The organism is Brevibacterium sp. R8603A2 (assembly GCF_023072605.1).
Lineage (GTDB): Bacteria > Actinomycetota > Actinomycetes > Actinomycetales > Brevibacteriaceae > Brevibacterium > Brevibacterium pityocampae.
In genome coordinates this window covers 237,059-251,547 of the sequence record NZ_JALLGN010000001.1, presented here as the reverse complement: position 1 = coordinate 251,547, position 14,489 = coordinate 237,059, and the positions used below count along the sequence as shown (strand labels likewise).

The window sequence follows — 14,489 nt, the reverse complement described above, 5'->3', positions numbered from 1 at the left end:
CGGAGGAGAACTTCATGAGGATTCTGGACGAGGCGACGGTCACCGCCGCCCTGGACTACGCAGGCGCGATCACCGCTCTGCGCACGGCATTGACCTCGGACTTCGATCCCGCCGACGACGCCACGCGGATGTCGGCCCCGCTGACCCGCGGCGAGTTCCTCTTCATGCCCTCCGAGATCGGTGCCTATGCCGCGGTCAAGGTGCTCACCGTCACCCCGGACAACCCGGCGGCCGGCCACCCCCGCATCCAGGGCAGCTGCCTGCTCCTCGACTCGCAGACCCACCGCACGCTCGCGATCCTCGACGGGCCGGCGATCACCAACCTGCGCACCCCCGCAGTGTCGCTCGCCGGGGTCTCCGACGCCCTCACCGGCCGATTCCCCGACGGCGTGCGGATGACCGTGTTCGGCGCCGGGGTGCAGGGACTGCTCCACGTCGAGGCCGCCCGCGCCGTCGTCGAAGTCCGCGAGGTCACCGTCGTCGTGCGCAGGCCCGGTCGCGGCGAGGAGTTCCTCGCCGGCCTCTCCGTGCTCGGCATCCCCGGCACGGAGGTCCTCGGCGGCGACGGATCCGGCGGCGACTCGCCGGACCTCACCCGGGCGCTCGAGCAGTCCGACCTCGTCATCGCCGCCACCTCGGCCGCGGAGCCGCTGTTCGACGCCGCTGCGATCCGCGACGACGCCGTCGTCGTCGCCATGGGCTCCCACAGCCCCGAGGCCCGCGAACTGCCCTCCGCCCTGTTGGGCCGGGCGACCGTCATCGTCGAGAGCCGCCACACCGCGCTCGACGAGTGCGGCGACGTCGTGCTCGCGATCGCCGACGGCGCACTGACGATCGAGGACACCGTGACCCTCAAGGAGGTCGTGACGAGCGGCGGCGCGGTGCTCGCCGACGACCGCCCCATCGTGTTCAAGACCTCCGGCATGTCCTGGGAGGACCTCGTCGTCGCCAAGGCCGTGTACGAGGAGGTGTCGTGACCGGCCTGAACCCGCAGACCGCCGGGCCGGCGGACATCCCCGAGCTCGTCGCGCTCATCGAATCCGCCTACCGCGGGGACGATTCCCGGGCCGGCTGGACGACCGAGGCCGACCTCCTCGACGGGCAGCGGATCGACGCGGACATGGCCGCGGAGATGCTCGCCGAACCCGGCAGCACCGTGCTCCTGGTCCGTGACGAGTCCGGAGCCGCCCTCGGGACCGTGCACCTGCGCGACCTCGGCGACCGGACCGCGTACTTCGGCACCTTCGCGGTGTCCCCGCGCGCCCAGGGCCGGGGCGTGGGCAAGGAGCTCATGACCCACGCGGAGGCCTTCGCCCGCGACCGGTTCGGGGCCGAGCGGATGCGGATGACCGTCATCGACAAGCGCACCGAGCTCATCGCGTTCTACGAGCGCCGCGGCTACCTGCAGACGGGGGAGCGCGAGCCGTTCCCCTACGGCGAGGACCGCTTCGGCCGGCCGCGCACCGACGACCTCGAGTTCGTCGTCCTCGTCAAGGAGCTCGGCCCGACTCCGGCCTGACGTCGACCCGGACCGGGTGCGCGCGGGGACGGGTCGCGCACCTCAGCGCAGTGCCCCTCCGATCGGCGCCGCTCAGAACAGCATCGCCGGGACGACGAGGCCGCCGACGAGCAGGATCGGTCCGACGACGACCATCGACAGGCCGAAGCGCAGGAGCAGCTTCGTCAGCCTCTCCTTGTGCTCGGACGGCGCGGTCGCGACGACGGTCGCGCCGAGCGTGGAGAACGGGGAGACGTCGACGACGGCCGAGCAGATGCCGAGCGCGGTGATGAGCGCCCAACCCGGCAGGCTGCCGTCTGCGACGAGCGGCAGGGCGAGCGGCACGAGCGCTGCGAGGATTCCCGTCGTCGAGGCGAACGCGGACACGAGACCGCCGACCGCGCAGAGCACGAGCGCGGCGACGATCGGGGAGCCGATGGCCTTCGCGCCCTCGCCGAGCAGATCGACGGCACCCATCGTCTCGAGCACGCCGACGAACATGATGATGCCGCCGACGAGCAGCACCGTGGACCAGTCGATCTTGCCCACCGCGTTCTTGCCGGTGCCCGGGTCGACGATGGTGAGGAGCGCGGCGAAGCCGAAGCACAGCAGACCGATGTTGGGCTCGTGGCCGAAGGCGGCGATCGCGACGACGGCGGCGATGAGGCCGATCATGCAGATGACGGTGAGGACCTGGATCGGGGTGAACGGCGGCAGGGGAGCGTCCTCGTCCTCGGAGTGGGAGGAGTCGAAGAGTGCCTGGTCCTCCTCGTCCTCACCGAACTGGATGCCGGTCGTCGACGCGGAGCCGCGGCGCAGCGCGGTCTCGCGCTCGAACGGGTGGTTGGCGGGAGGCCCGGAGATCGTCGCGAGGTCCGGCATGTCGATGTGCGCGGTGGAGGCGCGGCCCCGGCGGGAGAAGAAGCCGCGGCCGAACATCGCGTGGGCGGCGAGGAGGAGCAGGAGGTAGACGAGCACGGTGATCCCGAACAGGAGCATCGGATTGAGCCCGATCCCGGCGTCATGGGCGGTGCCGTAGGTGACGATGCCGTAGAGGCTCGTCGGAGCGAAGCCGCCGGCGCCCACGCCGAAGCAGATCGCCAGGCCCATGAGCGCGTAGTCGACGTTGTAGCGGCGGGCCACCTGCATGCCCACCGGCATCATCACGAGGCCGGCGAGCGGGGCGCCCATCGCAGCGATGCCGGAGGTGAGGACGAAGAACACCACCGGGATGAGCGCGGCCTTCGACCCGACCCGGGTGAGCGCGCCGTCGATGATCCGGTCGATGGTGCCGTTCGTCTGCGCGATCGCGAAGAAGTACGTGATGCCGACGAGCAGCACCATGATCGACAGCGGGAAGCCCGCAACGACCTCGTCCGTGGCCATCTCCGTGAACAGGAGCGCGGTGCCCGCCGCGCCGGCGACCATGAGAACGCCGATGTGCACACCGCGCACGGCGCCGATGGCGAACAGTGCGATGAAGATGATGATGGCCGCGATCTGTGCGAACACGACAGGCCTCCTGACCGGGGCTCGACGGTGAGCTGACCTCATGGACGCTACAGGATCACCGCCCGGTTCTCAGGGGGACGCGGCCGAGGGGTGGACGCGGCCGAGGGGCGGACGGCTCGGAGACGCGGCGGGCCGATGGGGGATGATGCGCGGACACCGGTTCGGACGTTCACCGCTGAGCTCTCCGCCGGGCCGGTCCCCAGTTCACCGAAGGAGTCGTGAGTGCCCTCGCCGCGCGCTGTCCAGCAGGCCAAGCTCATCACCGCCCAGCTGTTCTCCGGGGCGGGGATCGCCTCGGGCTACGCCGTCGGCGGGCTGCTCGCCGAGCAGATCACCGGGCGCACGGCGATGGCCGGGTTCGCGCAGATGAGCGTCATCCTCGGTGCCGGCCTCGTCGCCTACCCGCTCGCCGCACTCGCCGCCCGGACCGGCCGCCGGACCGCGCTCACCCTGGGCTTCGGGATCGGCACCTTCGGCGCGCTCATCGTGCTCCTCGGGGTCGCACTGAGCTTCCTGCCGCTCTTCATGCTCGGCATGATGATGTGCGGGTCGGCGACCGCCGCCGGTCTGCAGGCGCGCTACGCCGCCGTTGACTTCGCCGACCCCGCCGCCACCGGGCGAGCGATGTCGCTCGTCGTCTGGGCGACCACCGTCGGATCGGTGCTCGGTCCGAACTTCACCGCTCCGGGCGCCCGGCTGGGCGAGGCGCTCGGCATGAACCCGCTCGCCGGTCCCTACGTCATCTCCATGGCGGCGTTCGCGATCGCCGCGATCGCGGCCTCGACTCTCGCCCGCGGGCTCACCGGGGGCATGCCGGAGCAGCCCGGCACCGAGGCCGCGGACTCGGCGCGCGACGCCTCGGCTGCGGACGGCGACGGGTCGCCCCCGGCCGGGGCAGCCCGGCCCGGCCGCCGCCTCGGCCTCGGCCTCGGGGAGGCGCTGCGCTATGCGCTCGCCCGGCCGGTGCCGCTGTTCGCGATCGTCACGATCATCACCGGGCAGATGATGATGACCAACGTCATGGTCATGACGCCGGTGCACATGGACCACCAGGGGTTCTCGCTCGGCTCGGTCGGCATCGTCGTGAGCATCCACATCGCCGGGATGTACGGACTGTCCCCGCTGTTCGGCTGGATGTCCGACCGCTGGGGGCCGGGCTCGGTGATCGGGGTGGGCACGCTCGTGTTCGCGGTGACGATCGTGCTCGGCGTCGTCGACGCGCTCGCCGCGCGCTCCTCGATGGTCCTGCTCAGCACCGCCCTCGTGCTCCTCGGGGTCGGCTGGTCGATGTACCTCATCGGGGGCTCCGCGCTCCTCACCCGCTCGGTGCCGCCGGAGGCCAAGGTCACCCTCCAGGGCGTGTCCGATTCCGCGATGAACCTCGGGGGCGCGCTCATGGCCGCGATGGCCGGGGCCGTGCTCGGGCTCGGCGGCTTCCTGTGGATCAACCTCATGGCGACCTTCGTGCTCGTCATCGCCGTGGTGTTCGCGCTGCGGGCGCTGCCGCACATGCGCCCGGCGCGCTGAGCTCGGCGGGAGCCGCCCGCTGACACCCGCGCCGACCGGCCCCTTACGCGGCCACCCGCGCCGGCCGGCCCCTATACGGACACCTGTGCCGGCCGGAGCCCACGCGGATTACAGTGGCCCCATGACGCAGAACTGGGCCCCCGAGACCGTCGTCGTCGAGACCGGTCGTCCACCGCGCGAGCACGACGCCGCGCTCAATCCGCCGATCACCCTGACCTCGACGTTCATCGGCACCGCCGGGATCGAGGACGGCGGTCGGCAGTACGGCCGCTACGGCAATCCGACGTGGGAGCCCTTCGAGGCCGCGCTCGCCGAGCTCGAGGGCTCGGCCCTGCCGGGGCTCGTGTTCGCCTCCGGGCTCGCCGCCGTCACCGCCGCGCTCGACCTCGTGGCGCCCGGCGGCACGGTGATCATGCCCCGGCACTGCTACCTCGGCGCGCTGTCCGGGGCGCAGGAGTCCGCGGCCGCCGGCCGGTTCCGGATCGTCACCGTCGACATCGAGGACACCGCCGAGGTGACCGCCGCGATCGATGCCGCCGTCGCCGGGGCGGGCGACAGGGCTTCCGGCCGCGACCGCTCCGTCCTGCTGTGGCTCGAGAGCCCGACCAACCCGATGCTCGAGGTCGCCGATCTCCCCGCGCTGCTCGCCCACGCCCGCGCCGCCGGGGCGCTCAGCGTCGTCGACAACACCTTCGCCACCCCGCTCGTGCAGAAGCCGCTCGAGCACGGTGCCGACGTCGTCCTCCACTCGGTGACGAAGTCCCTGTCCGGGCACTCCGACGTGGTGCTCGGCGCGACGGTCACCGCGGATCCGGAGCTGCGCGAGCTGCTCCATCACCACCGCTCGGTGCGCGGCGGCATCGCCGGGCCCTTCGAGGTGTGGCTGGCGCTGCGCGGCCTGCGCACCCTGGCGCTGCGCGTCGAGCGCTCGCAGGCGAACGCGCTCGCGCTTGCCGAGCGGCTGAGCGAATATCCCGGGCTCGAGGTGCGCTTCCCCGGCCTCGCCACCGACCCCGGCCATGCCCGGGCGGCGGCGCAGATGACCGGCTTCGGGTCGATCCTCTGCATCGTCCTGCCCACCGCCGAGGCCGCCCGCACCGTCGCGGAATCGGTGCGGCTGTGGACACCGGCGACCTCGCTCGGGGGAGTCGAGAGCCTCATCGAGCGCCGACGCCGCCATGCCGCGGAGCCGGAGTCCGTCCCGGAGGGTCTGCTCCGCCTCAGCGTCGGGATCGAGCACGTCGACGATCTCTGGGCCGACCTGGAGCAGGCGCTCGACACCGCACTCGGGTGAGCGCGCGCCGCTCGGGTGAGGGAGCGCCCCTGCTCGGGCGAGCCTGCTCGGGCGCACCTCGGCTCGGATGGGTGACTCCCTTTACCCGTCACGGCTGACTGGTTAGACTCGAGTTACTGAACGTTTGATCAGTCGCACCCGCAGAGTGCCGGACAGAGCAGTCGGCGGCGGGCCGGCATCACCCGAGGAGTCGCCGTGGACCTGGAGTTCCAACTTTCCCGCACCCACCTGCCCGTCGCCGGGATCTACCGGCACGCGCACGAGATGCCCGACCGCCCGGCGCTCGTCGCCGGTGACACGGTGATCTCCTACGGCGAGCTGCTCCACCGCGTCCGGGCCGCCGCCGCGCGCCTCGCCGCTGCCGGGGTGGGACGTGGGGACCGGGTCGCGCTCGTCGCCGGCAACGCCGCGGAGTTCGCCGTCGTGCCCTACGCCGCGAACCTCCTCGGTGCGATCATCGTGCCGGTGAACTTCCGGCTCGCCGCCGGGGAGATCGCCTACATCCTGAGCAACTGCGAGCCGGCGGTCGTCGTCACCGATGCCGAGCGGGCCGAGGTCACGCGCACCGCACTCGCGGATGCGTCCGGTGCCGAGCCGGCCGGCGCCTCGGGTGCGGGCAGCGGGAGCACTGAGGACGGCGCCTCGGCGACGAGGGATTCCGCGCCGGTCCTCCTCGACCTGCTCGAGGTCGCCGCGCCGGACCCGGACGGCACCCTCCCGGCGCCGGATCCGGTGATCTGCGCGCTCGAGGACGATCAGGCGATCATGTACACCTCGGGCACCACCGGGCGGCCCAAGGGCGCGGTGCTGAGCTACTCGAACTTCCTCGCCACGACCATGCGCTCCTCCGCGTCCTGGCAGTACGTGCCGGGCGAGGACGCGGTGCTCGTCGCCTCCCCGATGTTCCACATCGCGGCCTTCAACGTCATGACGACGAACATCGCCAACGGCGCCACCTCGGTCATCACGCCTTCGACCGGGTTCGACGCCGGGCACCTCCTCGACGTCATGGCGGAGCACGGCGTGACGCGCACCTTCATGGTCCCGGCGCAGTGGCAGCTCATCGTCGACGAGCAGCGCCGCAGCCCGCGCGCCGTCGACCTGCGGTTCTACAGCTGGGGTGCGGCGCCGGCGACCGAGGCGCTCCTGACCGCGATGGGCGAGACCTTCCCGCAGGCGAGCTCGCAGGCGGCATTCGGGCAGACGGAGACCACCGCGAGCGGGGTGTCGCTGTCTCACGAGGACTCCCTGCGCAAGCTCGGCTCCGTCGGGCTGCCGGACCGCAACTACGCGATCCGCGTCGTCGACGCCCAGATGAATGACGTGGCGCCGGGCGAGGTGGGCGAGATCGTCTACCGCGGGCCGGGCGTGATGAGCCGCTTCTGGAACAACGAGGCGGCCACGGCCGAGGCGTTCGCCGGCGGCTGGTTCCACTCCGGGGACCTCGTGCGGCAGGACGAGGAGGGGTTCCTCTACGTCGTCGACCGGGTCAAGGACATGATCATCTCCGGCGGCGAGAACATCTACTGCGCCGAGCTCGAGAACGTCATCGCCTGGCACCCCAAGGTCGCCGAGGTCGCCGTCGTCGGGCGGGCCGACGAGAAGTGGGGCGAGGTGCCGGTGGCGATGATCGTGCCGAAGTCCGATGACGAGGCCCCGACGCTCGAGGAGATCCGGGACTTCTGCGACGGCAAGCTCGCCCGCTACAAGCTGCCCAAGGACGTCGTCGTCAAGGATGCGTTCCCCCGCTCGGGCACCGGCAAGATCCAGAAGACGGTGCTCCGCGACGAGGTGTGAAGCGGGGCATCCGCCCGGGTGAGAGTGCAATTTCGGAAGGTTTCGCGCTCAGGAACCTTCGAAAATTGAGGTCTCAGTGGGGGCGGTGGGGGAGCATGGTCTGCTCGAACAGCACCGCGCCGAGGTCGTCGTAGCTCGCATCCTCCGGGTACCACTCGGGCATCCGGGTGAACTCCCCGCCGTCGGTGTGGCCGAGCTCCTCGACCTGCTCGGCCCACGCCTGCGCGGCCTCGTCGAGCCGCGCCGGGACCTCGGGCACTCCGGCGTCCTCCGCGGTGCGGGTGCTGAGCTGGCCGGCGTGCTCGGCGATCGCCGACTGCACGTCCGCATCGAAGGGCCGGACCGAACCGCCGGCGGCCAGGGCCTGCTCGACCGCGACCGCCTTCGCCCCGATGACGAGCTCGGTCATCGTGCTGAACGCCGTCGCCATGGAATCGAAGATCACCTGCTGGTAGGCCAGCGGCAGCTCGGAGTAGGTCTGCCCGGCGACATAGGCGCCGGCGGCGCGGGAGAACCCGGCCTCCGTCGTGTAGCCGATGTGCGGGGCGACCTCGAAGGTGCCGGCCTCGACATTGGGGGCGAGCTGTCCGAGGTCGCAGTCGACGGTGCCGCGCTGGAGCGCCTCGTAGGTCTCGGGGAACGACAGCGACACCGGTGAGGCGCCGAGCTCCGTGGCCTGCTCGCCGGCGGCCGCGGAGCCGATCCGCATCTGCGTGCCCTGCCAGTCGGCGCGCCCGGTGAGCGCCTCGGAGCACATCGTCGAGTACCCGCCGGAGGCGAGCAGCGGGATGAGAGGGACGAGGTCCTTGTCTGCGAACTCCGCGAGCACCTCGGGCGTGTCCCACCCGGCCTGCACCCCGGCGGCGTTCGTCGTGAGGTCCCCGGAGACCGGGGAGGACGACAGCGTCGACATCGCGGTGCTGATCGCGTCGAAGGCCGGGTACTCGGTCGGGGCGTAGGACGGCAGGGTGTAGGCGAGGTCGACCCGGCCGTCGGCGAGCGCGTCGTCGATCTCCGCGTACGAGGCGATCGCCTGCCCCCACACGACGTCGACGGTGATCTTCCCGCCGGAGCGCGTCTCGATCGCTTCCGCGATGTCGGTGCCGTTGGGGCCGAGGATCGACTCCGCCGAGGTCGCGGAGGGCTGGTAGGTGATCGTCACCGGGTCGAGCTCGGCGAGTGCGGCATCCACCTCGGACTGCGCGGCCCCGAACGCGAACCCGGCGCCCGCCTCGGCGGACCCCTGGTCCGCGGCGCCTCCCGCGCCGCCGGCGCACCCGGCGAGCAGGCCGGCGGCGGCGAGGAGTGCGATCCCCGGGCCGGCTCCGCGGCGGGCGAGGGGTGGGGCGATGGTGGCCGGGGTGCGGTGCATGGTTCTCCTAGGGCGTTTGGCGGGCGTGCACCCACCCTATTCCGCAGGTGGGCGATCCGATCGGGCCTGCGGTATGACGATCGCCACAGTCCCGTCTCCGGCTCGCCAGGGCGGTGCCGTGGTCCAGCGCGCACGACGGTGGGCCGTTCCCGGATGATGGGGTCCCTGGACGCGCGCCCGCGGACCCTCCAGGACGCACGACAGCGCCGCCGGAGGGGAGATCCCCTGCCGGCGGCGCCGTTGTGGGTGGACGTGCGTGTACCCGATGAGCGTGCCAGGTCAGTGCATGAGTCGGGTCAGCACATGAGCCCGATCGGTGCGTGAGCCCGATCAGCCCTCGGAGCCCGGACGGTGCTCGGCTAATGCGTCCTCGTACACGGCCTGGCCGACCTCGCGGTAGTCGGTCTCGGTGTCGTACCACTCGTCGAAGTCCGCGGTGGAGCCGCCGTCGGTGAAGCCGAGCTCCTCGATCTTCTCGGCCCACTGCTGCTCGGACTCCTCGACGCGGGAGGTGATGTCGTCGCCGAGGATGCCGGAGGACTGGATCTCCTCCTTCTTCGCCTCGTCGAACTCGCCGATCTCCGTCTGCAGGTCCGCGGGGAACTCGACGATCTCGCCGCCGGCCGCCTTGGCCTGCTTGATGCCCTCGGCGTTGCCGCCGATCGTCGTCATCATCTGGCCCTGGTAGTAGTCGGCGTAGACGTCGAACAGGATCTGCTGGTAGGCGAGTGGGAGCTGCTCGAACTTCGAGCCGGCGAGGATCGCACCCGGCGAGCGGGTGTAGCTCGTCTCCGTCATGTAGCCGACGTGGGGTGCGACCTCGAAGATGCCGCCCTCGGCCGAGGGCACGAGCTGCGCGAGGGTGCAGTCGACGGTGCCGCGCTGGAGGGCCTCGAAGGTCTCGACGTACTCGATCGACACCGGGGAGGCGCCGAGCGAGGCCATGAGGTCGTTCTGCGTCTTCGAGGCGATGCGAACCTGTCGGCCCTGCCAGTCGTCCTTCTCCATGCCCGGATCGGAGCACACGGAGTAGTAGCCGCCGGAGGCGACGACCGGGACGAGCGGCGTGATGCCCTTCGAGGTGTACTCCTCGATGATCTCCGGGGAGCCCCAGGAGACGTCGGCTGCCACCGCGTTGGCGATCATCTCGCCGGTGAACGGGGAGGGGGAGATGCCGGCGAGCATGTCGCCGAGCGCGTTGACGGCCGGGAACTCCGTGGGCTGGTACACCGGGAGGGTGTAGGCGAGGTCGACGCGGCCGTCGGCGAGCGCGTCGTGCACCTCGCCGTAGCCGGCGATGGCCTGGCCCCAGACGACGTCGACGGTGATCTTGCCGCCGGACTTCTCCTCGATGGCCTTTGCTAGCTCGGTGCCCGAGGGCGACTGGATGGACGCCTCGGATGCGGCCGAGGGCTGGTAGGTGATGGTGACGGGATCGAGCTCGGAGATGGCCGCGTCGATGTCCTCCTGCGAGGCGCCGACCTCGTAGCCGTCGCCGCTCCCGGCGCCTCCCCCGCCCCCGCCGCCGCCGGCGCTGCCGGCGCAGGCGCTGAGCCCGAGGGTGAGGGCGGACGCCGCGGACAGGACCCCGATGGTGCGGGTGCGCGTGAAGTGCGAGCGCAGTGTTCTCATGATGACTCCTTGTGTCTCTCGTATGCCTGCCCCGGTGGGGGCCTGCGGATCTGTGGGGTTCGAGCCGGCGGCGCAGGCGGTGCCGGTGCTCGCGGCGTGCAGGGTGCTGCGGATGCGGTGCGGGCCGGTCTCCCGACCCACCGGTGGCGGGGACCGTCACCGGCCCCCGCCACCGCCGTGCCCTGCTGCGGGTCAGCTCGGACGGTGCTTCATGGCGTTGCCGTTCTCGTAGGAAGCGGTTGCGTAGTCCATGAAGTCCTTGCTCTCGTCGTACCAGTCGTTGAAGTCCGCGGTCTCGCCCTCATCGGTGTAGCCGAGGTCCTCGAACTCCTTCGCCCATTTCTCGCCGGCGTCCTGGATGATCGTCTCGATGTTCTCATCGATCTGACCGTTGCCGATCGCCTCGTCGGTGAGCTGGGTGGAGTAGTTGCTGATCTCCTCCTGGATGTCGTCGGCGAACGGCGTCACCTCGCCACCGGCATCCTTGGCCTGCTGGACGGCCGCGGCGTTGCCGCCGATGACCGCCTCCATGCCGCCGGAGGAGGCCAGCGCGTTGCTGTCGAAGATGATCTGCTGGTAGGCCAGCGGCATGTCCGCGAAGCTCGACCCGGCGAGGTACGCACCCGGTGAACGCGAGAAGCTCGCGGTCGTGGTGTAGCCGAGGTTCGGGGCGACCTCGAAGATGCCGGCTTCGGCGGACGGCACGAGCTGGCCGAGGGTGCAGTCGACGGTGCCGCGCTGGAGCGCCTCGAAGGTCTCGACGTACTCCATCGACACCGGGGATCCGCCGAGGTGCTGGACCTGGGCCGACTGCGCGGTCGAGGCGATGCGGGTCTGCAGGCCTTGCCAGTCGTCGGCGGACTCCACCGGCTCGCTGCACACGGTGTAGTAGCCACCGGACGCCGCGAGCGGGGTGAGGGGCACGAGGCCCTTCTCCTCGTACTGCGACAGGACGTTCTCGTTGCCCCACCCGATCTCGTTGCCGACCGCGTTCGCGACGAGCTCGCCGAGGTACGGGGAAGCGGAGAGGCCGGCCATCGCGGTGCCGAGGTCGTTGACCGCGGGGAACTCGGTGGGCTGGTAGACCGGGAGGGTGTACGCGACGTCGAGGCGGCCGTCGGCGAGCGCGTCGTGCACCTCGGCGTAGCCGGCGATCGCCTGGCCCCAGGTGATCTCGACCTCGATCTGGCCGTTCGAGCGCTCCTCGACGATCTCCTTGAAAACCGTGCCGGCCGGGGCCATCACCGAGTTCTGCGAGGCGGCCGAGGGCTGGAACTTGATGGTGATCGGATCGAGACCCTCGATCGCGGAGTTGACGTCCTCCTGCGAGGCGCCGTACTCGAAGCCGCTGCCGGCGTCCCCGCCGTCACCGCCTCCGCCGCCCGAGCCGGCGCTGCCGGCGCACGAGCTCAGCGCGAAGGTGAGGCCGGCGGCCATGGCGCAGATGCTCAGCGCGCGGCCCTGGAAGCGGGTCGTGGTGAGTGTTTTCACTGTGTCTCCCTTTTTCTGTCGTTCCTCGTTGAACGATTGTGGTGCGATCCGCTCCGCCGCACCGGACTGCGGTGCGGTGCGGACCGGGCTGGCGGGGCAGGGCATCGTGCGCCCTGCCCCGCCGGTGCCGCCGGTCCCGCAGGTGCGGGGCCGGCGACGGTGCCGTGATTCCGGCGGTGCGGGTCTGCGGCTATTGGGTGGCTGTGCCGCCGCTGGTCCTCTCGAGGAGGGCGGGCAGCCATTCGGTCATCTGCGGCACCGCGATCATGATGCCGAGGAACAGGATCGCGACGGGCAGGAACCAGGACAGGGACACGAACACGTCCTTGAGCGTGACGTTCTGTCCGAGGTTGACCTCCGGGCTCTTGCAGATGTTGTGGACGATGTAGGACAGCAGGCCGACCGGCGGGGTGATCATGCCGAGCTCGCCGAGGAGGACGACGAACACGCCGAACCACAGTGGGCTGACTTCCATCGCCTCGAGCGTGGGCAGGAGGATCGGGATGGTCAGCAGCATCATCGACAGGGTGTCGAAGAACATGCCCATGACGATGTAGAGGACCACGAGGACGAGCAGGAAGCCGATCCGGTTGAGCCCGAAGCCGAGGATGAAGTCCGTCATCATCGGGGCCAGGCCGGTGATCGCGAGGAGGCGGGTGAGCATCTCCGCGCCGATCATGATGAAGAAGATCGCTGCGGTCGCGCTCACCGTGGAGAACGCGGCGTGGGTGACCTTCTGGAAGGGCTTGTCCTTGCGGGTGTACCACAGGGTGAGCAGCAGCGCGGTGAAGGCGGCGGCCGCACCGGCCTCGGTCGGGGTGAAGATGCCGGAGAACATGCCGCCGAACAGCACGGCCATGATGACCGGGAAGCCCCAGATCTCGCCGAGCGAACGGAAGCGATCGCCCCAGGTGACATTCTCCCGCGTGCCGGTGGCATCCGGTCCGCGGCCCACGAGCTTGGGGGCGACGAGGCCGAGGATGAGGATGAAGAGCGCGAAGGTCAGCGCGATGAGGATGCCGGGGACGGCGCCGGCGACGAGCTGCGGGCCGACGGGCACGCTGGCGATGCCGGCGTAGATGACGAGGAGGATCGACGGCGGGATGAGGTTGCCGGGCAGGCCAGCGACGATCACGGTGCCGACGGCCACGCGCTTGTCGTAGCCGGCGCGCAGCATCTCCGGGATGCCGGCCCGGCCCAGCGCGTAGGTCATGCCGATCGTCGAACCGGAGACCGAGGACAGGCCCGCGCCGGCGGCGGTGGTGCCGATGCCGATGCCGCCGGGCAGCCAGGAGAACCAGCGGTCGGTGGCGCGGTAGATCCGGGTCGTCATGCCCGACTGCGTGAGCAGCATGCCCATGAAGATGAACATCGGGAGCACCGAGTACGACCACTTCGAGACGCCGTGGAAGGGTGCGGTGGAGAGGATGTTGATCGTGGCCGGGATGCCCGACAGCGCGTAGACGCCGATCAGGCTCGGTACCGCCAGGGCGATCGCGACGGGGACGCTGAGGAACATCAGGACGATCATCATCGCGATGCACCACATGCCGGCGACAGCGCCGGACGGGCTGGTGAACACGCCCACGAGGCAGACCGCGACGAGGGCGAAGCCGACGATGAGCGAGATCAGCCCGGGCTTCTTGCGGCGGGAGTCCGAGGGCAGGACGCTGGGGATCGTCCCCAGATTGGTGTCAGTGGTGTGAGACATATGCAGTAATCCTGTCTGGGGGCCGCGTCAGATGACGGTTTCTTCGATGTCGTGCTCCGCATGCTCACCGGTGAGGAGGTCGATCTCCGGGTCGCCGGTGCGCAGCGTGACGACGATGTCGACGATGAACAGGATCGCGAGGACGACGAACACGAGCGGGACGAGGAAGTACACCGGCCAGGTGATGATGTCGGTGACGCCAGCGGTGGAGCCCATCTCCATGTTCTCCAGCGCCTCCTCGAAGCCGAACCACGCGAACCCGATGCTCACGAGCGCAGAGAGCGCGAAGGCGAAGACCTTGAAGAACGCGGCGGTGCCGTGGCTCATCCGCTCGATGACGAGGGAGACGGTGATGTGCTCCTTCTGCAGCTGGGCGGCCGGGATGCCGAGCAGGGCGATCATCGGCAGGTACCAGTAGGCCACGATCTCGTTCGTGCCGTAGATCGGGGAGTTGAAGAAGTAGCGGAGGAGAGCGTGCGCCACGACGTGCAGCATCATCACGATGAGCGCGATCGCGGTGAGGACGGAGAGGATCTTGTCCACGCCCTGGTTGAATTTCAACATCGGAGTCACCTTCGTCTTCGACGGTCGGCCGGTGGGGCCACTGTGAGCTGCGGCACGGTGCCGGCTCGCTTGGATCAACTTAACGATTGCT

11 protein-coding genes are annotated in these 14,489 nt (G+C 70.6%); 5 read left to right on the top strand and 6 right to left on the bottom strand.

From position 1 onward, the window contains the following. Nucleotides 1–14: 14 nt before the first annotated feature. Together MTQ12_RS01095 and MTQ12_RS01090 are read left to right on the top strand one after the other, a co-directional pair. Entirely contained in the window at nucleotides 15–977 is a 963-nt protein-coding gene (locus MTQ12_RS01095) for an ornithine cyclodeaminase family protein (protein WP_137318947.1), read from the top strand. Next, on the top strand, nucleotides 974–1,519 hold the full coding sequence (locus tag MTQ12_RS01090) for a GNAT family N-acetyltransferase (protein ID WP_247423275.1): 546 nt from the start codon (nucleotides 974–976) through the stop codon (nucleotides 1,517–1,519). Before MTQ12_RS01095 ends, MTQ12_RS01090 begins: the two co-directional genes overlap by 4 nt. A gap of 72 nt (nucleotides 1,520–1,591) precedes the next feature. Here the strand turns inward: MTQ12_RS01090 and MTQ12_RS01085 are convergent, their stop codons facing one another. After that, a complete protein-coding gene (locus MTQ12_RS01085) occupies nucleotides 1,592–3,010 on the bottom strand; it encodes an SLC13 family permease (RefSeq protein ID WP_247423273.1) in 1,419 nt (472 codons plus the stop codon). 222 nt (nucleotides 3,011–3,232) lie between these two features. Here MTQ12_RS01085 and MTQ12_RS01080 point away from each other — a divergent pair, with 222 nt between their 5' ends. The 3 genes from MTQ12_RS01080 (at nucleotide 3,233) to MTQ12_RS01070 (ending at nucleotide 7,628) form a co-directional block, all read left to right on the top strand. Continuing rightward, nucleotides 3,233–4,537 carry an MFS transporter gene (locus MTQ12_RS01080; RefSeq protein WP_247423271.1) on the top strand — a complete coding sequence of 435 codons (1,305 nt, stop codon included), beginning with the start codon at nucleotides 3,233–3,235 and terminating at the stop codon, nucleotides 4,535–4,537. A 121-nt stretch (nucleotides 4,538–4,658) separates the two neighbouring features. Continuing rightward, entirely contained in the window at nucleotides 4,659–5,831 is a 1,173-nt protein-coding gene (locus tag MTQ12_RS01075; protein WP_247423269.1) for a PLP-dependent aspartate aminotransferase family protein, read from the top strand. Nucleotides 5,832–6,026: 195 nt separating this feature from the next. Then, complete coding sequence (locus tag MTQ12_RS01070; protein ID WP_247423266.1) at nucleotides 6,027–7,628, top strand: AMP-binding protein; 1,602 nt, start codon at nucleotides 6,027–6,029, stop codon at nucleotides 7,626–7,628. Nucleotides 7,629–7,701: 73 nt separating this feature from the next. Here the strand turns inward: MTQ12_RS01070 and MTQ12_RS01065 are convergent, their stop codons facing one another. The 5 genes from MTQ12_RS01065 to MTQ12_RS01045 form a co-directional block, all read right to left on the bottom strand. Next, on the bottom strand, nucleotides 7,702–9,000 hold the full coding sequence (locus MTQ12_RS01065) for a C4-dicarboxylate ABC transporter substrate-binding protein (protein ID WP_247423264.1): 1,299 nt from the start codon (nucleotides 8,998–9,000) through the stop codon (nucleotides 7,702–7,704). Between the two features lie 330 nt (nucleotides 9,001–9,330). Further along, nucleotides 9,331–10,632 (bottom strand): TRAP transporter substrate-binding protein DctP, encoded by a 1,302-nt coding sequence (gene dctP / locus MTQ12_RS01060; protein ID WP_247423262.1) that lies wholly within the window; start codon nucleotides 10,630–10,632, stop codon nucleotides 9,331–9,333. A 192-nt stretch (nucleotides 10,633–10,824) separates the two neighbouring features. Beyond that, on the bottom strand, nucleotides 10,825–12,123 hold the full coding sequence (locus MTQ12_RS01055) for a C4-dicarboxylate ABC transporter substrate-binding protein (RefSeq protein ID WP_247423260.1): 1,299 nt from the start codon (nucleotides 12,121–12,123) through the stop codon (nucleotides 10,825–10,827). Between the two features lie 190 nt (nucleotides 12,124–12,313). After that, nucleotides 12,314–13,834, bottom strand: a complete 1,521-nt coding sequence (locus MTQ12_RS01050) for a TRAP transporter large permease (protein WP_247423258.1) — start codon at nucleotides 13,832–13,834, stop codon at nucleotides 12,314–12,316. Nucleotides 13,835–13,861: 27 nt separating this feature from the next. Next, nucleotides 13,862–14,398 (bottom strand): TRAP transporter small permease, encoded by a 537-nt coding sequence (locus MTQ12_RS01045; protein WP_247423256.1) that lies wholly within the window; start codon nucleotides 14,396–14,398, stop codon nucleotides 13,862–13,864. Nucleotides 14,399–14,489: the final 91 nt, after the last annotated feature.